The organism is Hymenobacter sp. IS2118 (genome assembly GCF_000715495.1).
Classification (GTDB): Bacteria; Bacteroidota; Bacteroidia; order Cytophagales; family Hymenobacteraceae; genus Hymenobacter.
On sequence record NZ_JNLX01000197.1, the window covers coordinates 1 to 26,997 of the forward strand.

Below are 26,997 nucleotides of genomic sequence, written 5' to 3' on the forward strand. Positions count from 1 at the left end.
TGAAGCCGCCCCAGCGGGCATCGTCTATGCGCAGGCCGACGGGGCGATGCTGCTCACCGACGAGGGGTACAAGGAAGCCAAGTTGGGCCGCATTTTTGCCGCGACGGCCTTGCAAACGAGCGTGGTCGAGGAGCGCGGCGGGCACATTGCCGCGTCGATTTTTGTGGGCCATCTGGGGACGGCAGCCGCGTTTGGGGACAAATTTGCGGCGCAACTCGCCCCCTACAAAGACCAGGGGCGCGACCTGGTTTTTATCAGCGACGGGGCCATTTGGCTGCGCCAGTTCATCGAAAAAACCTGTCCCCGGGCCACGCTGATTTTGGACTTCTACCATGCCATGGAACACATTGGCCAGGCCGGCAAGGCGTGTTGGGGGAGCGGAAAAGCGGCTTCCGGCTGGTTTAAAGAACAACGCAAGCTACTGCTGGACAGTAAATTAGACCATGTCTTAGCCCATCTAAAGCAGCTCGCCATCGCCCCGGCCCTGTGCGAATCGGTCTGTGCTTACCTCGAAGCCAACCGCGACCGGATGGATTACAAAGCCTACCGCAAACGCGGCTTGTTGATTGGCTCGGGTGCCATTGAGGCCGCCCACCGCACGGTGATGCAACGCCGCATGAAGCGGGCGGGCCAACGCTGGGGCAAAAACGGCGCCCAACGCGTCTTGACCCTGCGCGTCTGCGCCATGAGTAACCGATGGCAACTGGTGCGACAGCAAATTGAACCCTTCAATCCCGCAAGAGAGGCCTAGCGACAATTTGAATTGCACCCATCCCGCTTGAATACATCACGGCCCTGAATTCCTTGATTCCCATTATGGTAGTATCCAAGCCCTTCTAGTTGTGATTTTATTATTTCAAAGTCAGATGGGTCATAATAAATGACATCAATGTCTATGACCGGCTTAGAATCCAATTGCGGTACCGAAGTACTTCCTACGTGCTCAATAAGGCAGTGAATTCCGCTGAGGACGGTTTCTATTTCGCATTTTATATTCGTGAAATTTCCAATCCAATCTGAAGTGTATTTTTTGAGTACCATCCTGATGCTTCAAAATTCTGCACAATTTTTAGGTGTTAGCCGCTTACGGTAACATAAGGGTGTAATTCAAAACTACGCGCTGGGCTTTCTGCCGCTGCTTCAAAAGCTTCTCTAAGTGGCTTAAGCAAATACCAGCATCCGGGAGAAGCAGTATTCCCACGTATTTTTGAATTACACCCATGTTCAACGTGTTTGCGTTAGCCGCTAGAATGCCAGTGCAATATTGCCTTCTGTCTTGTGGGAGCTAATTAATGTCAGAGCAGTCATAGTCAAGAAGCCATTCATTTTCATTTAGAATGTCTGCACTACTTGCTCTTTTGTAAAGTTTAAAGCCGAAACTGTGTTGTAAATAAAAAACAATTTGGTTGTCTTTATCGAACTCTATTCTAAAAAACCTATCGTGAGAAACAACTTTATATTCAGTGTCTTTGTCTAAATCAATTGATAAGCAAAGTGGCTCTACCCAAATATTTATAAAAATATTTGTCCGGTTGGAGAATTCTATATCAACCAATGTTTCTGGGTGTTCATAAAAAAACTTTATTCGTTCCTCTGAATAATTTAGTTGCTTCGGCTCATCTTCTTGAACTTCTCTGAGTACTTCAGATGATTTGTCAGAATTGTTATGAGGCTGATTGTTCGCGTTGGCCATGTTGAGCTTGTTTTTAAACCAAAAATCAAATATTCTCATTTGCCAAATGTTGTTTACCGGTTAATCTAATGATACTGTCGGTTTAAGTTTGCCACCAATATTTCACCTCACGCGACTTGCCACAATGCAAGTTAGTAGCGGGAAGCACACCAAATCGGCATGCTTCCCGCAACGCAAACTCAATTACGCCAATACCGCCGACGTTTCCTTGCGCTCGCCGATTTGCTGGCGCCACATGGCGTAGTAGAGGCCCTTTTGCTGGAGCAGCTCTTCGTGGCGGCCCTGCTCGGCGATGTGGCCGCGCTCGAGCACGAAGATGCGGTCGGCGTGGAGGATGGTGCTGAGGCGGTGGGCGATGAGGATGGTCATGTGCTGGCGCGAGCCGGACAGCTCCCGCACCGTTTTGCCGATTTCTTCCTCGGTGAGGGAGTCGAGGGCCGAGGTGGCTTCGTCGAATACCATGAGGGTGGGCTTGCGCAGCAGGGCGCGGGCTATGCTGAGGCGCTGCTTTTCGCCGCCCGAGACTTTTACGCCGCCTTCGCCGATGACTGAATCCAGGCCCTGCGGGGCGCGGGCCAGGAGCGTGGTGGCCGCCGCCTGATGCAGCGCCCGCAGGCATTCCTCGTCGGTGGCGTTGGGGGCCACAAAGCGCAGGTTTTCGCGGATGGTGCCGGAAAACAGCTGGGTGTCCTGGGTGACGAAGCCGATTTGTTCGCGTAGCTCGTCGAGGTCGATTTCGGCGCCGGGGATGCCGTTGTAGCGAATCTGGCCCGAGAGGGGGGGGTAGAGGCCCACCAGCAGCTTCACGAGCGTGGTTTTGCCCGAGCCCGAGGGGCCCACGAAGGCAATGGTTTCGCCGAGCTTAGTGGTGAAGGAGATGCTGCTCAGCGCCGGGGCGTTGGCCGTGAGGTGCTTGAAGGTAACGTTATCGAAGGCCAGGTTTTCGATGTGCGCTACCGATTTGGGATGGTCCGGCTTCTTGTCCTTGGGCGTATCGAGAATTGCCTGGAAGTTGGCCAGCGAAATTTCGGTTTCACGGTAGATGCCGATGATGGTACCGAATTCCTGCAGCGGGCCGAAGATGGAAAACGAGTAGATGAAGAACGAGAAGAACTCGCCCAGGCTGATGTGGTTCTGCACCCGCAGGTACAGCAGCAGCAGCACGATGGTGTTGCGCAGCAGATTCACGAACGTGCCCTGCACGAAAGAGAGCGAGCGCAGGTAGCGCACCTTGCGCAGCTCCAGCTTGAGGATTTTGGTGGTAGTGGCGTTCAGGCGCTCGGTTTCCTGCTGGGCCAGGCCCAGGCTTTTGATAAGCTCGATGTTGCGCAGGCTTTCGGTGGTGGAGCCGGCCAGGGCCGTGGTTTCGGCCACAATGGTCTTCTGAATGACCTTGATGCGCTTGCTGAGCGCAAAGCTCAGAATGCCCAGCAGCGGAATGGTGATGAAGTAGCCCGCCGCAATGGGCCAGTACACCGTGAGGGCGTACCACATGACGAAAATGATGCCCACCAGCGCCGTGAACAGCACATTCACGAAGCTTTGAATCAGCTTTTCGACGTCGAGGCGCACCTTTTGGAGCTTGCCCAGGGTTTCGCCCGAGCGCTGGTCCTCGAACACCTGGTAGGGCAGCTCCAGGGAGTGGCGCAGGCCGTCGGAATACATTTTGGCGCCCAGGCGCTGGGTGATGACGTTGACGTAGTAGTCCTGGAAGTTTTTGGCGATGCGCGACACCATGGCCACGCCCAGCATCAGGCCGATGTAGGGGATGGCCTCCCGGAAAAACGGCCAGAACGGCACCTGCAAAATGCCGCCGAGGTCGCCGTTTTTGGGCACGAACTTATCGACCAGCTTGCGGAAAATGTAGGGGTCGAGCAGCGAGAATACCTGGTTGACGGTGGCCAGCACCAGGGCCAGCACCAGCAGGCCCCAGTAGTTGCGCAGGTAGCTATAAAGGATTTTCATGAAGCAAAGTAAAGGCCCGAACTATTGGCACGCCGGGGTTGCAACTCCGGCGCACGCCAATGGTTCGGGCCGGGCCGGCGCCTTGGGCGGAGCCAGCGGCTACGTGCTACACCAGCACGCGGGCAGGGCGGCGCAAGAGCAGTATCGCGATGAGGGCCAGGAGTAGCGCCCCGGCGAAGGTGCCGCCCGCCAGGCCGCCGGGAATTTTGGTGGCGTGCATCAGCAGCGCGCCCACCATGATGATGGCCAGGCCAATGGCCGCCAACCGCACCGTGCGCGGAACGAGCAGGCAAATGCCGCCCAGCAGCTCGGCCGCGCCCACCACGGTGCCCAGCACTGCCGGCAACCCCAGGCCCTCAAACATCTTCACGGTGCCGTCGAGGTTGCTAAGCTTGTCGAAGCCGGCTTTAATGAAAAGAAGGGCCAGGATGACTTGCAGAATCCAGGCGATGATGTTGCGTATGGAAGGGCTCATTGATGAAGGGGGTGAAAACAGCGAAAGAAAAAAAGCCAGGCCGGGGCGTGCGGCCCGAGATGTGGGGACAAGGTCGTGCTATCTGGGCAACTATGCGTGTGGGGCGCACGGCAAGGCGCGCAAGGGGCGGCCGGTGGCGCGGCGGTTCGGCCCCGGCTGCATTTCTAGCTGTTTTTGAAAGTCCGCCGCTGTATTTCCCAGGTGGTTTTGTGGCGCCACTTTGGCAAGTTGTCAACTGTAGCTTGAAGCGGCTTTCGGTGCAGGTGTTTCCACCGCAGCGGGCCGAAAGCTAACGGCTCATTCCTTGTGAATCCATTTCCGGCCGACGCCCCGGCCGATGGGCCCGCCCCGGTGGTGGTGCCGCTCGAAGACCAGGGGCACAATGGCGCTGCCTCGCCGGCCCAAATCCGCATGGTCAAGGATGCCCGCGAGCGTGGGGTGTGCGTCAGCTGCTCGGGCATGGGTTCCGACGGCACTATTGGCCTGAAAATGGTGATGGAAAACGTTGGCATGGTGATGGTGCAGACCCCCGCGCTGGCCGAGTACGACGCAAGGCCGCGCGCGGCGCTGGCCACCGAATTCGTAGACTGCATGCTGCCCGCCGAGCAGCTGGAGTACGCGAACAAGCCGCTGCTGGTGCGGCTCCGCCGAATTCTCTACTGAAAACCTGGCCACCCGCTAAAACCCCCTCACCATGCCCCCGGCGCTGGTGCGGGCCCGCGCCGCTCTGGATAGGGCCGTACACCTGTGCTAGCGGCCGGCCACCTTCGCCACTGAGCTGGCGCGGTTAGAGTTTTTTTCGCCGTTTGCCGTCGCTTGCAGGTCTTTTGGCTACCATTTGTCGCTAAGGTTCGTAAAAAGCCCAAAACCTGGCCGCCGCCGCCGGGTTTTAATGGCTTTATCATTAATGCTACGCCCTTGGATACCTACACTCTTACCTATCGGCCCGACCTTGATATTGTGTTTTTACGCTGGCTGACTCCCGAAACGCTGCCTCAGGCGCAAGCTTCCTACCAGGCTGCCCTGGTGCTGGCGCTGGCCCACCGCTGCGGCAACTGGCTGCTCGACTCGCGCCGCTGCGGGCCCATCGACCCCGTCGAAACCGCCTGGCTTACCAACACGTTTTTTCCGGCGGCCGTGGCGCAGCTGGCCCCGCGCCCGCTCCGAATGGCGGTGTTCAGCTCCTTGCCACGCCTCGAGCAAATGCGTATCGATGCCGCTGTGGCCTCGGGTGTGCAGGCCGCCCTGGCCGCCACCCAGCCCTACGAGGCAGCCATTTTTATTGCCGAGGCCGAAGCCGTAGCCTGGCTGCAACCAAACTAGGCCAACTCAGCCCCGCCAAGGCTCAAAACCGCTCCCGCCCGCCCCGCTCGCACCCCACGTTGGCCCCGATTCTTCCTGAAAAGGCCCCAAATCCTGGGTCCGACCCAGGATTTTGACCCAATCTGGCCCAACTTTTTACTATCACGGCTCCAATTTGAGCCAAAGAGGCTCCAATTCTTAGGTCCGACCCAGGAATTGGAGCCTCTTTGGCTCAAATTAGACCCAAAAAGGCCCGGCCGCGAAGGTTTTTTCCTCGGGACCGGGCCTTGCGGGAGAAAGGTGATGCGCGTTACGTTGCGACTCACCTTTTAGCCTCAGCCTTGATATGTTCTAGCTCGCCGCTCACAAACCCCATTGCCCAGCCCCTTCCCCTGCGGGGGAAGGGGAGCTAGGTTTTAGCTATAGAAGATTAAACATCAGAATATTAAGTACCGTAACTAGTCCCCCTTCCCTCGGAGGGGAAGGGGCTAGGGGACGGGGTGCACGCCCGGCAAGCTACAACGTATCAACGCTGGGGCCAGGGGAAAGAAGCTACGTCCCCTTATATCCTCCGTCTGCTTATTCCTTGGCCGCCTTGAGCGCCTTGCGGGCGGCGCTGGCACCGCTGGAAAAGCGCTGGCTCAGGTCGTCGTAGGCAGCCTGAGCGCCGGGCTGCCGGTTTTTGGCCATGAACTTGATGTTGTTGTACACGGTGAGGGCGTTGCCGTAGGCTTCGGAGCCGGCCACCATCACGGTGCTGTCGGTGTCGAGAGCCAGCTGCTCGAACTGCTGGCGCAGGGGCGTGAGGGCCGCCACGCCGGCCACGTCCTGCTTCAGCTCGGCCAGATCCACGAAGGAGGGCACAAAAGCAGGGTTGGACGTCGCGTAATCGGTGGCTTTGGTTACGAAGGCCACCGTCTTGTCGGCCATGCGCAGCATGGTGCGGCGCTCGTCGGGAGTGAGGGAGATGAGATAGGGCGCCAGCGCGACCTTAATGGCGTCGAGGTGCTGCTGAACGTCGGCCAGTACGGAGGCGGGCACATCGGTGTGGAACTCGTTGGGCATAAAGTAGAACGTAAGCAAAAAAGATGAGGTAAACGGCGCCACTCGGCGGGCGGAAGGTAGCGTTTTTTTGCGCCTCCGCGTTCCCGGTGCTGTCCATTTACTAAGCTCCTGCCATCCTGCTTTATGTTGCCGCCCAATAATCTTTCGCCCGATGCTGCCAGCTTGCCGCCGCCCAACCCGCAGGCCGCCCTGCTGAGCCGGCGCGCCCGCGCCCACGAGCGCCGTCGCCTGGCCACGGCAGTGGCGCCCCCACTCTTGCCCGCCGAGGCCCAATAGCTGGTGCAAAACCTGCAAGTGCACCAGCTTGAGCTGGCAATGCCGCAGGCCGGTTTGCCGGGCGCTGGCCAGGGTGTGCATCTGCTACCCAAAGCCGCTGTACGAGGTTAGCAAAATTGCTTGTGGTTTGTTGGGCACGATGTAGACCACAGTGGCTGGGGTTTAGGCGAGGTTAAAAAACATTTGAAAACCGAAGCCTGCGGCCACAGCCGACCGGCTGGCTAGTACTCAGGCACCCAACTACGACGCAAACTGGTTGCCGTCAATGGTCGTGAAGTCGGGGTTGGGGCCTGGTGCGGTGGTGCGGCCGGGAATCTGAGGCAGCACCGCGCTCAAAAACGTGCCGTTGCTTTTCACAAACGCCGCGAACAGCTCGATGGGAATGTTGCCCCAGCCGGCGCGGTGGCTGTGCTAAAGCCCATTAGCGGAATCTCAATCTCGAACCCCGAAGTGCTGGTATTGGCCGTGAGGCTGGCTTAGTCGCGGTAGGCGAAGCGGGTACCTGTCAGGTCCAGGCTACCGGGCGCGGTGAGGACCGTGCCCATCTTATCAATGAGTCCAATGTCGGTGTCGGTGCCGGGCGCAACGGCTGTGCCAGCCACATACAATACTCGGCTGATGTAGGCCTTGTTGGGCCCCGGCTTCACTACCACGCAAAAGCCGTAGGCGGCCTGCATGTCGAGCACAGGCCGGTGCTGCAGCGGCAAGTTGGCGTCGCTGCCGCTCAGCGGTGCCCCGGCCGGAGCACCTGCCGGGCCGGGCGTGTTGAGGTAAATAACGTACGCGCGGTACGCTCCCGCCGTGGCCGACTTAGCCGAGTCTGCCAGCATGCTGTTGAGCGTGCTGGCGGTGTAGCCCACGTACAGGGTTTTTAGGCCCGGATTGGGGTCGAAGTGGTTGCCAGTGTAGGTTGCCACCGGTTAGTACGTGCCCAGGGTGGCCCCGATTTCGGAGCGGCTGGCCTGGCCATCTACAATGAACCAGGCGCGGCTAGTGAGCGGCGCAGTCGCCAGCCGTTCTAGTGCCACAAGGCTGTAAAATGCTTTTATACGAATCAAAAATAAACGAGTGAGGAAGCAAACAGACCCAATAAGGCTCCAAAGCGGGCCATTACAGCTGCACGAACTTACGTACTGCGACGTGCGGGCCGTGGCTGATTTTCAGGAGGTAGGTACCCGGCGCCAGCCCCGGCGCGGCGCACGGCAGGGTGTGCGTGCCCCGGCCCAGGCGCGGCGGCGCGGCCAGGGTGCGCACCCGCTGCCCGGTGAGGCTGAACAGCGCCAGCTCCACGGGGGCCTCGTGCGCCAGGCTGAGCGTTAGGGTGCGGGGGCCGGCGCTGGGGTTGGGGAAAACGTCGGCCGTGAAGCCGGGCGCGGCCGGCCGGCCGGCCGTCACGGCGGTAGCCGTAAACTCCACGTCGTCGATGCTGGCCCGCTCCCCGGCGGCGGCAACGGAGCGCAGGCCAATTTCGCACTGCCCGTTTGCGACCACGATGCCCGGCACCTGCACCCGCACCCAGTTGGCGGCCACGGGCAGCGTGGCCGCCAGCTCGGCCCCACCAAAACCGGTGGCGTAGAGCTGGCTTTGGGTGCCCGTGCTTTGCGCCCAGGCCCGCAGCGTGTAGGTGCCGTTGGGCACGTTGGCGAGCAGCTGGAACGTGCGCACCTGGTAGGCCGTGGCCTGCTGGTGCACCAGCTGGTAAGGCGTGGTGTAGCCGTAGAAATCCGTGAAATCCGCATCGGCATCGCCGGTCGGGGACGTGGTGGCCCAGCCCAGCGGGGTTTGGGTAGCGCCGGTGTCCTCGAAGCTGGGGTTGGCGACGAGGCCAGTGGTGGGCGGGGTGTCCAGAAAGGCATCAATGGCCACGGTAGGGCGGCCGGTGGTGTTCCACATACTCAGGCCGTAGCTCATCCAATTGTAGGCCTGCGGCTCCCAATAGAGCACGCCCAGGCCCTTGTTGCCCGGCACTGCGCGCACTTTGGCCATGAGGTCGAGCAGCATTTGCTGGGTGGGAATGGGGGCGTTGGCGGGCATGCCGGTTTCCACCACCATCACTTCCTTGCCGGGGTAGCGGGCCACCAGGTCGTTCATGTTGGCCAGGCACTGCGCCGTGAGGGTGGGCCAGTTGGTCACCGTGGGGTACAGCGACAGGCCGATAACATCAAACCGCCCCCCGTTCTGCGTGAGGGCGTCGACCATGTAGCGCGAACGCGCGTTGTCGAAGCCGTTGTCGACGTGCACGATGACTTTGGTGGTTGGGTTCACGGCTTTCACGGCCGCGTAGCCCTGGTCCACCAGCTCGGCAAAGTTGTGGGCGTTGGTGCTGATGCGGCCATCGGGCCAGAGCAGGCCATCGGGCGTCTCGTTGCCCACCTGCACCCATTCGGGCACCACGTTGTTGCTTTTGAGGCTGCTCAGCACGTCAACGGTGTGGTCGTAAACGGCGGTTTTGAGCTGCGGGAAGGTGAAATTCTGCCAGGCCACGGGCTTATTCTGCCGGCCGGGGTCGGCAAACTCGTCGCTGTAATGAAAGTCAATCATCACCCGAAAGCCCAGATTACGCGCCCGAATGGCTTTGGCGATGACGTCGTTTTTGCCGTTCCAGCCGCCGGCCGGATTCACCCACACCCGCAGCCGGATGGTGTTCAGGTCGTAGTCGCGCAGCAGCTGAAACAGGTCCTGCTCGGTGCCGGCCGGGTTGTAGAACCGGTAGTTGGCCTGCTCCATTTGGGTTACCCAGCTCACGTCGGCGCCCTTGGCAAACGGGGCCGGCGTCTGGGCCTGCGCCCGCTTGGCCAGCCCGAGCAGCAAGCCCAGGAGCAGGGCAAATAGTAGAAGGTGCTTCATCGGGCTTCTTCACTGAGTAAAGACCCTTTGAACCGGGTCGGGAATGAAAAAAATAATTGCGCCCACCAAATTTGCTGCGCAAACGATGGTGTAAAGTCAGGAAAAATGCGGCCCGCCACGGCCACGCTTGGGTTAGCGGATGTCAATTTTCAGGGCCGCGTCGGCCAGCCCTTCGGCCGTGGCCGTGAGCTGCACGGTTTCTTTGGCGAGGCCGGTTTTCAGCAGCACCGTGGCAATGCCGGCTTCGGCCCGCCCGGGGTTGTTGCCGATAATTTCGCCGCCGCCTTTGAGCGCGAAACGGATTGCGTTGGTGGCCTCGGGCAGTACCGTGCCGTTGGCATCTACCACGTCGGCGTACACCAGCAGCACGTCCTGCGGGCCCGCGTCGCGGCCGCTGCGGTCGTAGCGCAGCTGCAGGTGGTGGGCCGCGCCGGGCGTGCGCCGCTCAGCAGTAGCCGCCGCCTTGCCGCCCCGGTAGGCCACGGCCCGCAGGGTGCCGGGTACAAAGGCCGGCACCGCAAACGTGAACGGGGCGTGGGCTAGCCGGTCGGCCGCCGGGCCAGTGTCGGGCCGCTGCCGGGCCACGACTTGGCCGTTGAGCAGCAGCTCTACTTCGTCGCAGTTGCTGTACACTACCACCCGTTTGGCTGAAGTGGGCTGCCAAAAGCTGGCGATGTACACCATGGGCTGGCCGAAGCCGTTGCGGCCGGCCACCGGGCCGCTCTGGCTCTGGTAGAAGTAGTAGGCAAACTTGGGCAGCCGGAAAATATCGGACACGCCCGACGACTCAATGTCCGGCGCGTAGCCGCGCTTGTAGTCGAACATCAGCCAGTTGGCATCGCCCACGGCCGGCCCGCGGAAGTTGTCGTTGTGGGCCTCCTGGAAGTTGAGCGCCTGCTGGGTCAGCGCCCGTTCGCCCTGCCCGCGCAGCTGCCGCGAGGTGCGCTCCGATTCCTTCAGGCCCGCAAAGCTGGTTTGGTTGAAGCCGGCGTTGTGAGCGTAGTATTCCCAGTCCCCGTATTCGCAGATTAACAGTGGTTTGTCTTTGGCGTACTTGTTGAAATAATTGGGTGCCCGCAGGTGTTGGCGGGCCGGAATAAAGACGTCGTAGGCGTAGTCGAGCCAGCCGCAGCTGTACACGCCTTCGGCAAAGGGCAGCTCCTCGTGCACGGCCCGGTGCGCCGCTTCCATAAAGGGCTTGGCCATGTCCGACTCATTCAGAGCGGCTTCCCACAGCACGATGCTGGGGTGGTTGCGGTCGCGCCGCACCATGTCGCGGATGTCCTGCAAACTGTTCTGCTGAAACTCGGCGTTGCCAAAAAACTGCCAGCCCGGCGCGGAATCCATCACCAGAATTCCCAGCTCATCGCAGGCCTGCAAAAACGCCTCGGAAGGGGGGTAGTGCGAGCAGCGCACGAAGTTGAAGCCCGCGTCCTTGATTTTCCAGGCGTCGCGGTACTGGGCATTGTCCGAAATGGCGTAGCCCAAGTAGGGGTATTCCTGGTGGCGATTGGTGCCGCGCAGGCGCAGCGGCTGGCCGTTGAGGGTGAACGACTCCGCAGCGAAACCGATGCTGCGCACGCCGGTGCTGGTTTCCTGGCGGTCGATGACTTTGCCGTCGCGCAGCACCTCCACCACGGCGCGGTAGCGGTAGGGCTGGTCGGGCGACCACAGCTGCGGCCGTGCAATAGCGAGCTGCTGCTTTATCTGGGCAAAAGCGCCCGGCGCAATACTGGTAGCCACGCTGGTGGCGCGGGCCACTTCCCGGCCCTTTTCATCGAGCAATACCGTGCGCAGCTGGGCGGTTTGGGCCTGGGTGGCGTCGTTCTGCACGTCGGTTTGCAGGTGTAGGGTGGCGCTTTGGGCGCTCACGTTTTCGTAGTGCAGCAGCAGGCCGCCGCCCGCCACGCGGTTGGCCTGCACGGCGTCGGCAATGTGCAGCGGGTCGGAAAGAATGAGGCGGGCCGGCCGGTACAGGCCTCCGTAAAAATTAAAATCCAGCCCTTTGAGTGGCTTGCCGGGCGGCACCACGGGACTGTCCCGGTTGTCGAGGCGCACCAGCAGGGTGTTTTCCGCGCCGGGCTTCACCTGCCGCGATATATCGACAGTGAAAGGCAGGTAGCCGCCCACGTGCCGCTGCAGCCGCTGGCCGTTCAGGTACACGTCGGCCGTGTGCATGGCCGCGCCAAACGCTATGGCCACGCGCCCGCCTGGCCCGGCCGTCGGCACCCTGAAAAACTTCCGGTAGAAGCTGATGCCCTGCCACTGCGGCTGGTCGGGGGCCACGGGCTCGATGCGCGGCGTGTGCGGCAACGAAACCGGCGCCCATTGCGCGGCGCTGCCGGCCTGGTTGAAATAGCTGGCAACGATGGTCGTGTCCACATCCTTCACAAACTGCCAGTCCTGGTTGAAATCCGCCACGGCGGGCGCCACCCGCGTTTGGGCCGTCGAGTTCACCGGGCCGTTGCACTGGCTCAGTCCCGCCAGCAGCAGCAGACCACTGAGGCAGCGGGCAGAATTACAGGATAGGAAAGGCAAAGGCATACGGTCTGGTTGTTATCGGGGATGGAAACGGACTGGTACGGGGCGAGGCAAACCCATGAGCCGAAGCGCGGTGTTTTGGCCCTGGATTTATTGCAGAAAAACCGACTCAATATCTACGCTCGTCGGGCTGCCGGCAACGGCCGTCGCCTCCCACATTACCTGCAGCACTTCGGCCTCCGCGAGCTTCAAAGGAACCCGGCTGCCCGACTCGTATTGCAGGGGCAAAAAGCTGGGGTAGGGCCGGGGCACCAGCAGCAGCGCGTCGGGCTGGAAGGCGCTGAGGGGAATGCGAATGTCCTGCAAATCAGTGCTCAGCGGCAGCGACGCGGAGTAGGCCACGGCGTCTCGGGTCATCAGCGTCACCTTGGCCTGGGCGCCGGGCTGGCTGCTGCGGGCCCGCACCACTACGGCCGTAAAGCCAGCCATATCGGACTGGCGACTGGCCAGCCGGTCGCCGAAGTAGGCGCGCAGGGTGGCGGCGGGGCCGGGGGCCGGGCTTTGGCCGTTGCGGGGCGGGCCCTGCACCAGGCGCAGCGCCAGGGTGCCGCTGGGCATCGTTACGTAATCCGTCCAGGCCGTCGGGGAGATGCCCCGCGCTTCGATGCGCTCTTGGTCGAGGTGGGCCCGGAACAAGGGCAGCGGCGTGCCGGCCGCCACGATGGGCACGGCAAAATGCTCGGCGTGGGCGTAGTCCCAGTCGCGGGGCTCGCCGCCGAAGCCGCCGGGAAACGTGAGCGACTGGCCGCCCTTGCGCAGCACCAGCCAATAGCGCAGCTCGCCGGGGTAAAGCAGCTCGGCGGGCACGGTGGCCGCTACCGTGGCGTAGGTAGTGGTGCTCATGGGCAGGGTGCGGGTGCGGCCATAGTAGTGCTGGGCCACCAGAAACACGCTGTCGCCGGGAGCGAGGCCGGTGAGGGTGGCCGCAATGCGCAACGGCTGGCCCGCCACGGCCTGGGCCGGCGGCGTGTGCCGCACCTGCGGGCCCAGTGCCGTAGGCGCCGGGACCACAAATTCGCCCAGCCGGATGTGGCGGTAAGCCGACTGCCCGGTGAAGGCCGCCGTCGATTTGCCCGCGGCGGCCAGCAGGTACACGCCGGGCCGCACGGTGGTGCGCGCCTCGGTGGCCTGCGCCTGCGCGGTGTTGCCCGCATTCAGCCCTTTAATGGAAAAGCCGGGGCCCAGGTCATTCAGCGAAACCCGCAGCGGCTGCTCATTCCACAAAATCTGGGTTACGGGCTTGCTCGGCGATGCCTTTTCGAACGGGTCGCGGATGGGCACGGCGTCGGGCATCACCTCCAGGCGCCACACGCCGGGCGCGAGCTTGTCCAGAAAATACGCGCCGGTGCCGCCGTAGTTCACCACCGAGGACGAGCCCACGCCGGCCAGGCGCTGCAGTTTAGCCGGCTGCTTCGGGGCCGTGGTGGTCGAGGCGGTGTAGTAGAATTCCTCCGGCGAGTTCAGCTCGCTCAGCTGCTGCCGGTAGCTGACGCGGAAATTGCCAAACACCGAGTCCTGCGGGTAGCGGCCGAACGACTGCCCGCGCTTCACAGCGCGGAAAACCTGGCCGGCAATGAGCAGGCTGATGGCCTTGGCCGGCGTGTAGGCCAGGTTAAGGTAGTGGGTCTGGTACTCGGTGTTGGTGGCGGCCATGGCCAGCGGGTCGTAGGCAAACTGCGTGGCCCACTGAAACCCCGCCTCGCGGAAGCTGCGCGCCATAAACGGGTACATTATTGGTTGGATAATGTCGGCCGACTCAAACTCATACACCATTTTTGCCCGCGTCGTGAAGCGTGGGTCCTGGCGGTAGGGAATGGGGTACTGGTCCACGTAGGGCAGGAAATTACCCTGTAGCGTGTGCCCGCTCACCAGCCCCTGCGGGTACCACTGGTAGGTGAGGCCGTCGACCTTGGCGTTGAGCACGGCCTCGTACACATCGGGGTTTTCCGACACGTTATAAAACACTGGCTTGCGGCAGCCCGTGGCCCGAATGGCCGCCGCCATGCGGTCGGCAAAAGCGGTAATGGGGGCTTCGGACCGGCCGTACCTGGGCTCGTTGCACACCTCGTAGGCAATGATGTCCGGGTCTTCGCGGTTGAGCTGCTTGGTGTAGGGGTTGCGGTGGTTGAGGAACTGCGTGAGGTAGCGCTCCTGGGCCGCAATGGCGCGCGGGTTGGTATAGGCCTGGGTTTTGGAATAGATGCTGGAAAAGCCGGTGCCGCTGTCCTGCTCCGGGTAGCCGTTGTTCCAGTAGGCAATGGGCGTGAGGATGATTTTGATGCCGCGCTGTTTGAGCTCGTTCACTAGGAAATCCAGCAGCTTCAGGTGCTCGTTTTCCTGCAGGTTGCCTATGGTATCCGTGATTTCAACGTCCCAGACGTGCACCCGAAACGCGTCGATGCCCAGGCGTGAGAGATGGTACACGTCCTGTCGGATGGCTTGCTCATGGTCTACGCCCAGGCGTTGGTGGGCGCGGTAGGCATGGGCAAACGGGGTGGTGTAGTTCACCCCAAACAGGGCCACTTCCTGCTTGCCCCACTGCCAGCGCAACACCCCTTTCTTATCCACGAATACGTCCCCGCTCGGCTCCTTGCGCACAGACTGAGCCACGGCCGGCGTGAACACAATCGAATGATATAAAAGAGCAAGAAGCAGCAAAGATTTACAGCGAGTGAGCATAAGCAAGGCAAGAAGACGCCACCGACCAGCAACGTAGGCGACAGCGAATGTTTGGGGTAGGGGCAAAGCGGAAATGGCAGTTAGTAAGGGAGAAATGAATCGAAGAACCAGGGTTTTGTAATTTGACGAGTAGACTCAGCATGGAAGCGGTGGCCAAATTCACCCCTGTGAATAGGCTGCAACTTCACTTTGTGACCAGCCGAACGGCAAAGTAAAATTCAATGCCTCGAAAGTAAGGCAGGTAAATTAAATGGCAAACGTTTGCACAACTCTTGAAGTTAGTCACTACTTTTCCGGTGTCAACTGGAGTAGGCTGGTATTTCGAATCCAGTCTTCTCCCCTCTTTTAGGGGCTCTTCCCGCCTTATTCCTGTCCAAATCAGCACTTCCGCCCATGTCCGCCTCCCTTTTGCACGCCGTTCAGTCCGATTTCCTGCTGCGCTTTGGCTACGAGCCCCTGCTGGTGCGGGCGCCCGGCCGCGTGAACCTGATTGGGGAGCACACCGACTACAACGGTGGTTTTGTGCTGCCGGCCGCCGTCGATAAGGAAATGCTGTTTGCGGTGGGCCTGAACGGCGGCACAGCAATTCGACTCGTCGCCTACGACCTGAACGAGGCGTTTGAGTTGGCCAGTCCGGCCGAAGTGTGCCCCAGCGCCGCGCATTGGGCTAATTACCTGCTGGGAGTGGTGGCCCAGCTGCAACAGCGGGGCATCGTAATTCAGGGGTTTGACTGCGTGTTTGGCGGCAACGTGCCGCTGGGCTCGGGCATGTCGTCGTCGGCCGCGCTGGAATGCGGGCTCGCCTTCGCCCTCAACCACCTGCTGGGCGCGGGCCTCGATAAAATGGCGTTGGCCCAGGCCGCCCAAAAAGCCGAACACACCTACGCCGGCGTCCATTGCGGCATCATGGACCAGTTTGCCAGCCTGTTTGGGCGTACGGGCCAGGTGGTGCGCCTCGACTGCCGCACCCTCGACTACGAATACTTCCCCTTCGACACCACGGCCAGCCGCATTGTGCTCTGCAACTCGGGCGTGAAGCACAGCCTGGCCAGCTCCGAATATAACACCCGCCGCCAGGAGTGCGAGCGCGGCGTAGCGGTATTGCGGCAGTATTTCCCCGCCGTGCAAAGCCTGCGCGATGCCACCTTGGCGCAGCTCGAAGCCCACCACGCCGAGCTGGGCGATGTGGTGTTCCGCCGCTGCGCGTATATAGTGAGGGAAAATGGGCGTGTGGAAGCCGCCTGCCGCCACCTCGAAGCCGGCAACCTGGCCGCTTTTGGCCAAGAGATGTACGCCTCGCACGCCGGCCTGCGCGACGACTACGAAGTGAGCTGCGCCGAGCTCGACGCCTTGGTGGAAGCTGCCCGGGCCGTCCCCGGTGTGTTCGGCGCCCGCATGATGGGGGGCGGCTTCGGCGGCTGCACCATCAATCTGGTGGCGCCGGCGCGGGTGGAGGAATTCATTGCCAGCGTGAGCGCGGCGTATAAAGCGAAGTTCGGGCTGGCACTTGAAACCTACCAGACCACCATCGTGGACGGCGTGGGGCTGGTTGGGAGTAAGCAGTTAATCGTTAACAGTTAATAGAAACAGGACCTACGCGCCAGCCGCTAGCGCGCGTCTCTGAGGCGTGGCTTCCTGGCTTGGCTTTTCCGAACGCCACCGTTCGCACCGTCTGGTCGCGTCAACCCCGCGCGCCAGCGCCTGGCTGCGTAAGAGTCCTGTAGAAAACAAACTGCTGCTTCAGTACCCTTACTTCGCTGTCATTACTGCCGCTTGCCTTCAACTGCTCACTGATAACTGAATTCTCATGGCTTCCTTCGATTCTACTGAACACCCGCACCGTCGTTTCAATCCGCTTTCGGGCGAATGGGTGCTGGTATCGCCACATCGGTCTAAGCGCCCCTGGCAGGGCCAGGAGGAAGAAACCGAGCAGGACAACCGCCCCGCCTACGACCCTGCCTGCTACCTCTGCCCCGGCAACACCCGCGTGGGCGGCGAGGTGAACCCCGCGTACGAGTCCACATTCGTGTTCAACAACGACTTTGGGGCGCTGCAAGCCGATGTGCCCACCGGGGGCATCAACGAGGGCGGGCTGCTGCGGGCCGAGGCGGAATCGGGCATCTGCCGCGTCATCTGCTTCTCGCCGCAGCACGACCTGACCCTGCCCCAGATGACGGTGCCGGCCATTCGCAAGGTGGTGGATTTGTGGGCGGCAGAATATCAGGCCCTCGGCGCCCGTCCCGATATCAACTACGTGCAGATTTTTGAGAACAAAGGCCCGATGATGGGCTGCTCGAACCCGCACCCGCACGGCCAGATTTGGGCCCAGCGCACCGTGCCCGGCGAGCCCGCCAAGGAAGGCGGGCAGCAGCTGGCCTACTTCCAGGAGCACGGCCGCACGCTGCTGACCGACTACCTGGCCCTGGAGCTGGAGAAAAAAGAGCGGGTGGTGCTCGAAAACGAGTATTTTGTGGTGCTCGTGCCCTTCTGGGCCGTGTGGCCCTTCGAAACGCTGCTGGTATCGCGCCGCCCGGTGCAGGACCTTACCCAACTCACCGACGACGAGCGTGACGCCCTGGCCGATGCCCTCCGCCGCCTCACCATTCGCTACGACAACCTGTTCAACATCTCCTTTCCGTACTCTTCGGGCCTGCACCAGCGCCCCACCGACGGCCAGGCGCACCCTGAGTGGCACTTGCATATGCACTTCTACCCGCCGCTGCTGCGCTCGGCCACGGTGCGCAAGTTCATGGTGGGTTACGAGCTGCTGGGCGACCCGCAACGCGACATCACGCCCGAGTTCAGCGCCGGCCGTCTGCGCGAAGTGTCGGAAACGCACTACAAGGAAGCCGAGTAAACAAAAACCTCACTCCTTTTTTAAGGAGGGGACATTTTCACGCAGTGAAAATTGGGGTGGTTGCGTCCGTTGAATAACGTCTGAATGGTCGGGCAGCAAGGTTTTCAGTAGTTACCCAACGGCCGCAACCACTCCCGTTTGAGCCGTTGGCTCAAACATCCCCTCCTTAAAAAAGGAGGGGAGTTTGCCGGCCGGTACTTTTGCGGCTCCAACCCGTCCTTTCATCCCCAACGCCTTGGCTGCAAAACGCGCTTCTATTTCGGACATTGCCAGGGAGTTGAACCTAGCCGTTTCTACGGTTTCGCGGGCATTGAGCAGCCATTCCCGCATCAGCGAAGCCACGCGCAAGCGGGTGTGGAAGCTGGCCGAGGAGCTTAACTACCAGCCCAACCACTTGGCGGCGGCCCTGCGCAAGGGCCGTAGCAACACGCTGGGCGTGATTGTGCCGCACATCGACGGCCACTTTTTTGCGCTGGTGATAAAAGGGGTGGAAGCCGTGGCCAACCGGGCGGGCTACAACGTGATGCTCTGCCAGTCGAACGAAGACTACGTGCACGAGCAGAAGAACATCGAAACGCTCATCAACGCTCAGGTCGATGGTATTCTGGTGTCGTTGGCCCGCACCACGCGCGACTTTGGGCACTTTGAGAAAGTACGCGCACGCGGGACTCCGCTGGTTTTTTTCGACCGTATTCTGGATGGCGTCGATGTGAGTGCCGTGGTACTGGACGATTACCAGGGCGGCTACCAGTCGGTGAAGCACCTGCTGGACCAGGGCTGTCGGCGCATCGCCCATTTTGGCGGGCCGCAGCACCTCAATATCTACAAAAACCGCTACGCCGGCTACTGCCAGGCGCTGCACGACCACGAGATTCCCTTCGAAAAGGAGCTGGTGGTATTCGGCGATATGACGCTGGAAGACGGCATGCGGGGCATGAGCCAGCTGCTGGAGCTGCCCCAGCGCCCGGACGCGGTGTTTTCGGCCAGCGACTTTTCGGCCGTGGGGGCCCTGCAGGTGCTCAAGCAGCACCGGCTGCGCATTCCCCAGGATATCGCGCTGGTCGGCTTCAGCAACGAAACCTTCGCTTCCCTCACCGAGCCCATGCTCACTTCCGTAGACCAGCACTGCGAGGAAATGGGCGGCGCCGCCGTGCGCCTGCTCCTGGAAATGGTGCAGGAGCGCAGCACCCCGCCCACGCCCCGCAAAGTCGTGCTGCAGCCGCGGCTGATAGTCCGGGAGTCGTCGCGCCGGGGAGCAGGCGAACCGGTGGCACCGCCCGTACCAACCCTAACCCCCAGCCGCTGAGCTAATACCCGCCCCGTGAGAGAGTACCTGCTATTCGTCGATACCGAAACGTCGGGCATTCCGCAGGACTGGGCCAAGCCGTATTCCAGCCGCGAAAACTGGCCGCACATCGCGCAGCTGGCCTGGGTGGTTTATACCAAAGACGGGCAGGAAGTGAAGGCCGAAAACCACTACATCCAGCCCAGCGATTACGACATCAATCCCGCTTCGGGCAGCGTGCACGGGCTCACACTTGGTTTTTTGCGGCAGCACGGCAAGCCCCGCCACGCCGTGATGCAGCGCCTGCACCGCGACTTGCTGCAATACCACCCGCTGGTGGTGGCGCATTTTATGCAGCTCGATTTCCACATGGTGGGCGTGGGGTTTTACCGCGCCGGCCTGCAAAACCCTTTGGAACACTTGCCGCTGTTCTGCACCATGCGCGCCACCGGGCCGCTGGTGCGCCATTCCAACCAAAGCTTCCTGCGCCTGACCGAGCTGTACCAGCGCCTTTTTCACGAGCCCCAGCCCCAGGAGCACGACGCCCTGGCCGATGCCTACGCCACTGCCCGCTGCTTTTTCGAGCTGCGCCGTCAGGGCACCATCACCCCCGAAACCGTGGCCCTGCAAGGACCTGTGGGACTGCAAAACACCAGTGGTTCTAAGTTGCGTAAACGACGAATCAAGGTGGGGGTGGGGGCGTGGCTGCTCATCACTGGCTTAGCGTTGGTTTTGCTGGCTTTTTTCTTGATTGGATGAAGGGAAAGCAGAAAAAAACCACAAACTAGTCCGTCATGCTGAGCATGACGGGCTTTGACAATTATAAATCCCATGTCCGAAAAACTCGATTTCCTCCGCACCGTGAAGCCCTTCGACCGGCTGCCCGAAGACGTGCTGGCCGAAGTAGCCGAGGGCCTGCAGGAAGTGCATCACCCCCGTGAGCACATCATTTACCACCAGGATACCACCAAGCTGCGCGGCCTCGACATCATTGTGGAGGGTGAATACGAGACTTTTTTCTACGACAGCCAGCAGCACCGCCGCGTGGTGGAGCACAGCCGCCGGGGCGACTGCTACGGCGGGATTTCGTTGCTGCTGAACAAGAAAAAGTCCCTCCGTACGGTGCTGGCCCGGCGCGATACCCGCGTGTATTTCCTGCACCGCCGCGATTTTCTGGCCCTGTGCCAGGGCTACGAAAGCTTCTTTCACTTCTTCACGGCGCGCTACGGGCAGCGCATGCTGAACGAGGAATACGCCCACTTTGTGCGGCCCGCCACCGGCGCCGGCTCCAGCTATTTGGCGTCGGACCAGTTGTTTTCGCGGCGCCTCGAAACCCTTGAGATGCGGCCCGTGGTGCTGTGCGCGGCCTACACGCCCATTCACGAAGTAGCCCGGCGCATGGCCGCCGCCCGCACCAGCTGCTACTTCATCACCAATGCCGACGAAAACGGCCACATCATCGGCTACGTCACCGACATCACGCTGCGCGACAAGGTAGTGGCCGGCCTGGTGGATGCCCGGCTGCCGGTCGAAACCATCGTGGACGCGCCGGTGGTCAGCATCAGCTCGCGGGCCTTTGTGTACGAGGCCATTCTGCTGATGTTCAGAACTAAAACCCGCTATTTGCTCGTGGAAACCGACGGCGAGTACGTGGGCATGCTAAGCCGCAACAAGCTGCTGACCGACGACCAGGCGCAGTCGCCGTTCATCTTCATCCAATCCGTGAAGCAGGCCCAGGCCGTGCCCGAGCTGAAGCGCCGCTGGGAACAGGTGCCGGAAATGGTGTACCAGCTGCTAAACCGCGGCGTGAAGCCCGAAATCGTGAACCAGGTCATCACCACCGTGTCCGATACCATTGCCCTGCGCGTGATTGAGGACACGATAGGCGAGCTGGGCCCGCCGCCGGCCAAGTTCGTGTACATGGTGCTGGGCAGCGAGGGCCGCAAGGAGCAAACCCTGCTCACGGACCAGGACAACGCCATTATTTACGAAGACAAGGCCAACGAGCAGCGCGAGCTGGTGCGCGCCTACTTCCTGCGCTTCGCAGAAATCGTGTCGGACCGCCTCCACGAAATTGGGTTCAGCTACTGCGAGGGCGGCTTCATGGCCAAAAACCCGAAATGGACGCACTCGCTCTCGCACTGGAAGCGCAACTACGTGCAGTGGATGACCGATTCGAACCCCGAAACCGGCATGCAGTTCGCCGCGTCCTTCGACTGCCGCTACCTCTACGGTGACCCCACCATCATGGACGAGCTGCACGACTTCCTGGCCGTAGAGCTGCAGAAACCCGTGGACCGGTTTTTCCACTACATGGCCGTGAACGCGCTGCAGTACGAGCCGCCGCTCACGTTTTTCAACAACATCCGCACCTTCGCCCACGGTACGCAACAGGTTTTCAACCTCAAGAAAACCATGTCGCCCATCGTGGATTTGGTGCGCATGTACGCCCTCAAGCACCGCATTTTTGCCACCAACACCGGCGAGCGGCTGGAAGCGCTCAAAGAACTGGGCGTGTTCACGGAGCGCGAGGCGCAGGAGCTGCTGCAGTCCTACTACTACCTCATGGGCGTGCGCCTGAAAAAGCAGGCTGCCCAGATTATCAACGACAACGCAACGCCCGATAACTATCTGGACCCCAAGAGTATGACTAAAGTGGAGCAGGTCACGCTAAAGGAAATCTTCAAGGTCATTGCCGATTTCCAGCTCAAGATTAAGGTGGGCTTTACTAAAAGCCTGGGCTAATTGCTGAGCAGTTGTTTGAATTAATAAAAACGGTCATGCTGAGCTTGTCGAAGCATCTCTACCGTACCGTTGGACAGTTTCAACGGTGCGGTAGAGATGCTTCGACAAGCTCAGCATGACCGTTGGGGCTTGCGTCTTGGCTACTATTTCCGGCGCATTTCCTGCCGCCGCATGGGCATTTTATCCACCGTGCCAAACAGGTCGGCGGGCGGAATGGGGCGGGCGCGACGCTCCTTCACGCCGCCGTCTTTGCCGATGAGCACGGCGGCAAACTGCGGCGGCTGGGCCCCGGTTTTCTGCTTGAGAAAGGCCAGGTCGGCGGCCGATAATTGGTCATAGAGCGCTTCCACCACTACAAAATCGCGGTCGGCTAACTCGGCTTTTTGGGTGGCCAGCAGGGCTTTTTGGGCTTTGAAATCGGGGTGCGCAGCTGTGGGGGCGGCCAGCAGGAGCACGCGGTGCTGCCAGCGGCTGGCGCGCAGGGTCTGTTCCAGGGGCATGGGTTTCGGGGTTTGGGCGCTGAGCAGCCACAGTAGGCCCAGCAGCAGGAGCGGGGCCCGGAAGCGGGGGCGATGGGTGGCAGGTTGAGGCATGGGGTTCATATACGCAGCCAGCCATCGGAGGTGCTAATGGTAACATTCGTGCGGCCGTACTTTGCGGGCCCACGCCTCTTTCGCTCCTTGCTTGCTCGTGATGAATTCCCGCCTTTTTTCCACCGGTTTCCTGCTTACGCTGGGCCTGCTCACGGCTTGCCAGAGCGCCCGCCCCACGGCCGAAACCACTACCGCTGCCGCCATGACGCCGATTTGGCAATCCGATGCCTACACTCTGTACCGCGACCGGGTGGTGCAGGGCCCGCACGAGGCCCGGGCTTTGTCGGCCATCGAGCTGGTTTCGAACTACCAGAGCCCGGCCAACGAGGCGCAGAGCCCCCGCATCGAGTTCAAGTTCAGCCTCAACGGCAAGGACAACGAGATGGCGCCGGGCCTGAACCACCTGCTCGTGGCCGTGCCCCGGCCCGGCGGGGCCGCGCTCGAAACGCCACCCATTGTGTTTGGGCAGCGCTACGAGGATGCCACGCCGGCGGCGGCTACCGCGTACCTGGCGCCGAATACCGCAGTGAAAATCCGGCTCGACTTGCGGGCGGTGCTGGCGGCGTTCAAAAAGCAGGGCTATTTCACCACCTTCAAGGGTGAAAAAATTTACCAGCAGGATTTCAAGCACGTGCACGTAGCTGGCGGCGCGGCCCCGCTGAGCTGGGATTTCGACAGCTTGGTGAACCGGCCCGAGCTGGAAATGCAGGACCCCGACGGCGACGGCATCTACGAGGCAACGCTGGTGCTGAACCAGCCCGCGGCCACCAAAACCACCGCCCAGCAGTGGAAACAAACCATCAACACGGCCGATTTTCCGCAATATTCCTCTGATTACCCGCTGGCCGATGCGCTCTACAATCTGGCCCTGGAGGAAGCCCGCCGCGCCGTGGAGCCCGACAGCACCTTCCGCACCGGCAAGGAGTGGGCCGGCGTGTGGACGCGCGACATCAGCTACAGCATTATTCTGGCGCAGGCCGCCCTGCAACCCCGGTCGGCCATAAAAAGCCTGCTGCGCAAGGTGAGCCCCGAAGGCCGCATCATTCAGGACACCGGTACCGGCGGCGCCTACCCCGTTTCGACCGACCGCGTGGTGTGGGCCGTGGCCGCCTGGGAAATCTACCAGGTAACCGGCGACGAGGCCTGGCTGCGGCAGGTGTATCCCATCATCAAAAAATCCCTGGCCGACGACCGCCAGAATGCTTACGACCCCGCCACCGGGCTGGTGCGCGGCGAGTCGTCGTTTCTGGACTGGCGCGAGCAAACCTACCCGCGCTGGATGCAGCCGGCCGACATCTACCAATCACAAAACCTGGGCACCAATGTGCTGCACTACCAGGCCAACGTAGTGCTGGCCCAGATGGCGGCCAGGCTGGGCGACCCTGGCGCGGCGGCCGAGGGCCAGCGCCAGGCCGCAGCCATCAAGTCCGCCATCAACACCCACCTCTGGCAGCCCGAAAAAGGCTACTACGGCCAGTACCGCTACGGCCGCACCGCCCTCATGCTCTCGCCCAAAGCCGAGGCGCTGGGCGAGGCCCTGAGCGTGCTTTACGGCGTGGCCGAGGGCGAGCGGGCGCGGGAAGTGGTGGCCAAAACCCCCACCGTGCCTTTCGGTATTCCCTGCATCTACCCCCAGATTCCGGGAATTCCGGCCTACCACAACGACGCCGTTTGGCCTTTTGTGCAAAGTTTCTGGACGCTGGCTGCCGCCCGGGCCGGCAACGAGCAGGCGGTGCTGGAAAGCATGGCCGCCATCTACCGGCCCGCCGCGCTGTTTCTCACCAACAAGGAGAATTTCGCGGCTGGCAACGGGGATTTTGCCGGTACCCAAATCAATTCCAGCAACATGCTGTGGAGCTTGTCGGGTAGCCTGGGTCTTGTGTATAAGGTATTGTTTGGGATGGATTGGCAGGCCGAGCGGCTGGTGTTTCGTCCCTTTGTGCCGCAGGCTTTTCAGGGCCGCCGCCGCCTCACCAACTTCCCGTACCGGCGTGCCGTGCTCGATATAGCGATGGAAGGCTTCGGCAACGAAATCAGCAGCATCACGCTTGATGGCCAGCCGCTGCCGGATGCCGCCATTCCGGCCAGCCTCAGCGGTCGCCATGCCGTACGCATCGTACTCAGCAGCAAGGCCCCGGCCATGCAGTCCTTAAACCGCGTGGCCAATGCGTTTGCGCCCCCGGCCCCGGAAGTGAGTCTGGCGAATAACCTTCTGAGCTGGGCTGCGGTAGCAGGAGCGAAGGAATACAAAGTACTGAAAAACGGGGCCCCGCTCACCACTAGCAGCAGCCTCGCGTTTGCCATTCCGGCCGGGCCCTTCGCCGCCTACCAAGTGGTGGCCGTGGCCGCCGCCGGCCTCGAATCCTTCGCTAGCGAACCTGTGGAAACCGGGGCCGAAACTACCAACCGGCAAGTGCAGCTCGAAGCCGTAGCGCCCAAAGAGAAGCTGGTTTACAAGGGCTTCAGTGGTCAGGGCTACGTGGAAATCACCAAAACCAAGAACCCAACTCTCACCATTCCCGTGACCGTGGCCGAAGCCGGCCTTTACGCCCTGGATTTCCGCTACGCCAACGGCAACGGGCCCATCAATACCAATAACAAGTGCGCCCTCCGCACGCTGCGCCGCGGGCCGGAGCTGTTGGGTACCGTGGTATTGCCCCAGCGCGGCGAGGGTGAATGGTCGAACTGGGGCTTCTCGAATCCGGTGCTGGCGCGTCTGGGAAAGGGCGGCCACCTGCTGGTTTTGAGCTTCGAGCCGGCCAATGAGAACATGAGCGGCGACGTAAACCAGGCCCTGCTGGACTACCTGCGGGTGCGGCGCGTGGAGTAAGCATACCGCTACGGCAGCCCGACGCCAGCACGCTTTACCAAACTCCGCCGGGCAAAAACGGCGGAATTCTAAATCCGGAATTTGCTCTGTCCGTGATGATGTAGTGGCGGCGCTTGCGTCGTTTGGAGGCCGCCGAATACGGCAAGCGGAAAAGAGTGCGTTTCGGCTGTAGCGCTGAATTATAACTGAAAGCCAGTGCCAGCTAGTAAAATACGGCCCGGTATTTCGGTGTTAAACTCCGCGTTGCTGACAGGTTAGAAAAAGAAAAAGCCACCCTTTGGAGGTGGCTTTATTGTAGTCCGTAGGGGAATCGAACCCCTGTTGGTAGAATGAAAATCTACTGTCCTAACCCCTAGACGAACGGACCGTTTTTTGTTTTGGTGATGCAAAGGTACGGCGTGCGCCTTTCCGTGCAAGTGAAAAGGCGAAAAAAAAGTGCTCAAAGAAGCAAACCACCTTGTTTTTCAGGCTGAAAGATTTTCAAGCTGTCTAATCTGTCCTCAAAATAGCCGGGCGATGCACGCTCTGGCGGCCGGCGCTCGGTGAAAACTGCCCGGAAACCACAACGTCTCTCAACAAAGGGCCGGGCATTAGCTTCCCCAACGCGGACCTACTATCTTCGCCCCGCGTTTCAACTGGCTACCACTGGGGCAGTCAGTCACCTTTTTTTCTTGTTTTGCTATGGCAAAAATCAAAGTCGCCATCAACGGCTTCGGCCGTATTGGCCGTCTCACTTTCAAGTCGCTGCTGAGCCGCGACAACGTGGAAATTGTCGCTATCAACGACCTGACCGACAACAAGACGTTGGCCCACCTGCTGAAGTATGATTCCGTGCACGGCCGTTTCGATGGCACCGTGACCTACGACGAGGAGAGCATCACCGTGAACGGGGTACGCATCGCTGCCCTGGCCGAGCGTGACCCCAAGCTGCTCCCCTGGGGCAAAATGGGCGTTGACGTGGTTCTCGAATCCACCGGCCGCTTCGTGGACGAGGCCGGCGCTGGCCAGCACCTCACCGCTGGTGCCAAAAAAGTAGTGATTTCGGCTCCCGCCACCGGCAACATCCCAACCGTTGTGCTGGGTGTGAACGAGGAAATCCTCACCGGCTCGGAAACCATTCTCAGCAACGCCAGCTGCACCACCAACTGCCTGGCCCCCATGGCCAAGGTGCTGGACGATGCCTTTGGCATTGAGAAAGGCTACATCACCACGGTGCATGCCTACACTTCGGACCAGAACCTGCAGGACGCGCCCCACAAAGACCTGCGCCGCGCCCGCGCTGCCGCCTACAGCATCATCCCCACCAGCACCGGCGCCGCTAAGGCCGTGGGGCTGGTGTTGCCCCACCTCAAGGGCAAGCTCGACGGCCTCGCCATGCGCGTGCCCATTCCAAACGGCTCGATGACCGACTTGACGGTTATCCTCAAAAAGGAAGCCACCAAGGAGGAAATCAACGCCGTGCTGAAGGCGGCCGCTGAAGGCCCCATGAAAGGCATCATCGAGTACACCACCGACCCGATTGTAAGCATCGACATCGTGGGCAACCCCCACAGCTGCATCTTCGATTCGGAGCTGACCTCGGCCAACGGCACGCTGGTGAAGGTTATTGGCTGGTACGACAACGAAACCGGCTACTCCACTCGCACGGCTGATTTGATTCAGAAGCTCGGCGAGCAGATGAATCGCTGATTTTCGCGGATTAGCCATGATTTCGCTGATTTCATACGGCGAGATACTTAGATTGAAAGCGCTAGTGAGGAAGCCTGCCGTAAGGTGGGCTTTCTCTTTTTTCGGCTGTTCCATCCGTAAATCCAAACATTCGTAAACAAATAAACTCGCGTTAA

Annotated in this window: 20 protein-coding genes, 1 tRNA gene and 1 pseudogene; 11 read left to right on the forward strand and 11 right to left on the reverse strand. The window is 61.1% G+C overall.

Features of this window, described 5'->3' with window-relative positions:
- Positions 1–751: pseudogene (locus tag GM79_RS25675) on the forward strand (ISLre2 family transposase); the annotation flags it as partial.
- On the opposite strand, the gene GM79_RS26615 reads toward GM79_RS25675, so the two are convergent.
- The 4 genes from GM79_RS26615 to GM79_RS22295 form a co-directional block, all read right to left on the reverse strand.
- Positions 748–1,041: a GrpB family protein gene (locus GM79_RS26615; RefSeq protein ID WP_072008705.1), complete on the reverse strand. Its 294-nt coding sequence runs from the start codon at positions 1,039–1,041 to the stop codon at positions 748–750. The pseudogene GM79_RS25675 and the gene GM79_RS26615 overlap by 4 nt on opposite strands.
- A gap of 244 nt (positions 1,042–1,285) precedes the next feature.
- Entirely contained in the window at positions 1,286–1,732 is a 447-nt protein-coding gene (locus GM79_RS25185) for a hypothetical protein (protein WP_152560146.1), read from the reverse strand.
- 144 nt (positions 1,733–1,876) lie between these two features.
- A complete protein-coding gene (locus GM79_RS22290; protein ID WP_035568159.1) occupies positions 1,877–3,658 on the reverse strand; it encodes an ABC transporter ATP-binding protein in 1,782 nt (593 codons plus the stop codon).
- A gap of 106 nt (positions 3,659–3,764) precedes the next feature.
- Positions 3,765–4,133, reverse strand: coding sequence for a DoxX family protein (locus GM79_RS22295; RefSeq protein ID WP_035568161.1), 369 nt, complete (start codon positions 4,131–4,133; stop codon positions 3,765–3,767).
- Positions 4,134–4,439: 306 nt separating this feature from the next.
- Here GM79_RS22295 and GM79_RS22300 point away from each other — a divergent pair, with 306 nt between their 5' ends.
- Positions 4,440–4,796: a chemotaxis protein CheB gene (locus GM79_RS22300; RefSeq protein WP_035568163.1), complete on the forward strand. Its 357-nt coding sequence runs from the start codon at positions 4,440–4,442 to the stop codon at positions 4,794–4,796.
- A gap of 255 nt (positions 4,797–5,051) precedes the next feature.
- On the forward strand, positions 5,052–5,456 hold the full coding sequence (locus tag GM79_RS22305; protein WP_152560147.1) for a hypothetical protein: 405 nt from the start codon (positions 5,052–5,054) through the stop codon (positions 5,454–5,456).
- 558 nt (positions 5,457–6,014) lie between these two features.
- On the opposite strand, the gene GM79_RS22310 is transcribed toward GM79_RS22305, so the two are convergent.
- Entirely contained in the window at positions 6,015–6,518 is a 504-nt protein-coding gene (locus GM79_RS22310) for a hypothetical protein (protein WP_152560148.1), read from the reverse strand.
- 105 nt (positions 6,519–6,623) lie between these two features.
- Here GM79_RS22310 and GM79_RS25680 point away from each other — a divergent pair, with 105 nt between their 5' ends.
- On the forward strand, positions 6,624–6,776 hold the full coding sequence (locus GM79_RS25680) for a hypothetical protein (RefSeq protein WP_161787235.1): 153 nt from the start codon (positions 6,624–6,626) through the stop codon (positions 6,774–6,776).
- Between the two features lie 476 nt (positions 6,777–7,252).
- Here GM79_RS25680 and GM79_RS22315 read toward each other — a convergent pair whose 3' ends face one another.
- The 4 genes from GM79_RS22315 to GM79_RS22330 form a co-directional block, all read right to left on the reverse strand.
- A complete protein-coding gene (locus GM79_RS22315; protein ID WP_035568168.1) occupies positions 7,253–7,693 on the reverse strand; it encodes a hypothetical protein in 441 nt (146 codons plus the stop codon).
- Between the two features lie 193 nt (positions 7,694–7,886).
- Complete coding sequence (locus GM79_RS24015; protein ID WP_072008706.1) at positions 7,887–9,623, reverse strand: glycosyl hydrolase 53 family protein; 1,737 nt, start codon at positions 9,621–9,623, stop codon at positions 7,887–7,889.
- A 132-nt stretch (positions 9,624–9,755) separates the two neighbouring features.
- Positions 9,756–12,167 (reverse strand): glycoside hydrolase family 2 protein, encoded by a 2,412-nt coding sequence (locus tag GM79_RS22325; protein ID WP_035568170.1) that lies wholly within the window; start codon positions 12,165–12,167, stop codon positions 9,756–9,758.
- An 87-nt stretch (positions 12,168–12,254) separates the two neighbouring features.
- Positions 12,255–14,843 (reverse strand): cellulase family glycosylhydrolase, encoded by a 2,589-nt coding sequence (locus GM79_RS22330; RefSeq protein ID WP_035568172.1) that lies wholly within the window; start codon positions 14,841–14,843, stop codon positions 12,255–12,257.
- A 393-nt stretch (positions 14,844–15,236) separates the two neighbouring features.
- On the opposite strand from GM79_RS22330, the gene galK reads away from it, so the two are divergent.
- From galK to GM79_RS22355, 5 genes are all read left to right on the forward strand, one after another.
- Complete coding sequence (gene galK, locus GM79_RS22335; RefSeq protein ID WP_035568174.1) at positions 15,237–16,424, forward strand: galactokinase; 1,188 nt, start codon at positions 15,237–15,239, stop codon at positions 16,422–16,424.
- A 226-nt stretch (positions 16,425–16,650) separates the two neighbouring features.
- A complete protein-coding gene (locus GM79_RS22340; protein ID WP_035568176.1) occupies positions 16,651–17,700 on the forward strand; it encodes a UDP-glucose--hexose-1-phosphate uridylyltransferase in 1,050 nt (349 codons plus the stop codon).
- 235 nt (positions 17,701–17,935) lie between these two features.
- The gene (locus GM79_RS22345; protein ID WP_051719201.1) at positions 17,936–19,006 is read left to right on the forward strand and encodes a LacI family DNA-binding transcriptional regulator; all 1,071 of its coding nucleotides are present in this window, start codon (positions 17,936–17,938) and stop codon (positions 19,004–19,006) included.
- Between the two features lie 15 nt (positions 19,007–19,021).
- Positions 19,022–19,744 carry a 3'-5' exonuclease gene (locus tag GM79_RS22350; protein ID WP_035568179.1) on the forward strand — a complete coding sequence of 241 codons (723 nt, stop codon included), beginning with the start codon at positions 19,022–19,024 and terminating at the stop codon, positions 19,742–19,744.
- Positions 19,745–19,816: 72 nt separating this feature from the next.
- Complete coding sequence (locus tag GM79_RS22355; protein ID WP_035568182.1) at positions 19,817–21,730, forward strand: DUF294 nucleotidyltransferase-like domain-containing protein; 1,914 nt, start codon at positions 19,817–19,819, stop codon at positions 21,728–21,730.
- A 143-nt stretch (positions 21,731–21,873) separates the two neighbouring features.
- Here GM79_RS22355 and GM79_RS22360 read toward each other — a convergent pair whose 3' ends face one another.
- Positions 21,874–22,323, reverse strand: coding sequence for a DUF4174 domain-containing protein (locus GM79_RS22360; protein ID WP_161787236.1), 450 nt, complete (start codon positions 22,321–22,323; stop codon positions 21,874–21,876).
- Positions 22,324–22,423: 100 nt separating this feature from the next.
- Here GM79_RS22360 and GM79_RS22365 point away from each other — a divergent pair, with 100 nt between their 5' ends.
- Positions 22,424–25,153 (forward strand): MGH1-like glycoside hydrolase domain-containing protein, encoded by a 2,730-nt coding sequence (locus GM79_RS22365; RefSeq protein WP_035568184.1) that lies wholly within the window; start codon positions 22,424–22,426, stop codon positions 25,151–25,153.
- A gap of 295 nt (positions 25,154–25,448) precedes the next feature.
- Here the strand turns inward: GM79_RS22365 and GM79_RS22370 are convergent.
- Positions 25,449–25,520 (reverse strand) — tRNA-Glu (locus GM79_RS22370).
- Between the two features lie 314 nt (positions 25,521–25,834).
- Here GM79_RS22370 and gap point away from each other — a divergent pair.
- Positions 25,835–26,842 (forward strand): type I glyceraldehyde-3-phosphate dehydrogenase, encoded by a 1,008-nt coding sequence (gene gap / locus GM79_RS22375; RefSeq protein ID WP_035568185.1) that lies wholly within the window; start codon positions 25,835–25,837, stop codon positions 26,840–26,842.
- The last annotated feature ends 155 nt before the right edge of the window (positions 26,843–26,997 follow it).

Coding starts and splice junctions, on each gene's coding strand:
- GM79_RS22360 (WP_161787236.1), bottom strand. CDS start 22,323: ATGCCTCAACCTGCCACCCATCGCCCCCGCTTCCGGGCCCCGCTCCTG.
- galK (WP_035568174.1), top strand. CDS start 15,237: ATGTCCGCCTCCCTTTTGCACGCCGTTCAGTCCGATTTCCTGCTGCGC.
- GM79_RS24015 (WP_072008706.1), bottom strand. CDS start 9,623: ATGAAGCACCTTCTACTATTTGCCCTGCTCCTGGGCTTGCTGCTCGGG.
- GM79_RS22330 (WP_035568172.1), bottom strand. CDS start 14,843: ATGCTCACTCGCTGTAAATCTTTGCTGCTTCTTGCTCTTTTATATCAT.
- GM79_RS22365 (WP_035568184.1), top strand. CDS start 22,424: ATGAATTCCCGCCTTTTTTCCACCGGTTTCCTGCTTACGCTGGGCCTG.
- GM79_RS22295 (WP_035568161.1), bottom strand. CDS start 4,133: ATGAGCCCTTCCATACGCAACATCATCGCCTGGATTCTGCAAGTCATC.
- GM79_RS22290 (WP_035568159.1), bottom strand. CDS start 3,658: ATGAAAATCCTTTATAGCTACCTGCGCAACTACTGGGGCCTGCTGGTG.
- GM79_RS22340 (WP_035568176.1), top strand. CDS start 16,651: ATGGCTTCCTTCGATTCTACTGAACACCCGCACCGTCGTTTCAATCCG.
- GM79_RS22355 (WP_035568182.1), top strand. CDS start 19,817: ATGTCCGAAAAACTCGATTTCCTCCGCACCGTGAAGCCCTTCGACCGG.
- GM79_RS25185 (WP_152560146.1), bottom strand. CDS start 1,732: ATGAGAATATTTGATTTTTGGTTTAAAAACAAGCTCAACATGGCCAAC.
- GM79_RS22325 (WP_035568170.1), bottom strand. CDS start 12,167: ATGCCTTTGCCTTTCCTATCCTGTAATTCTGCCCGCTGCCTCAGTGGT.
- GM79_RS25680 (WP_161787235.1), top strand. CDS start 6,624: ATGTTGCCGCCCAATAATCTTTCGCCCGATGCTGCCAGCTTGCCGCCG.
- GM79_RS26615 (WP_072008705.1), bottom strand. CDS start 1,041: ATGGTACTCAAAAAATACACTTCAGATTGGATTGGAAATTTCACGAAT.
- gap (WP_035568185.1), top strand. CDS start 25,835: ATGGCAAAAATCAAAGTCGCCATCAACGGCTTCGGCCGTATTGGCCGT.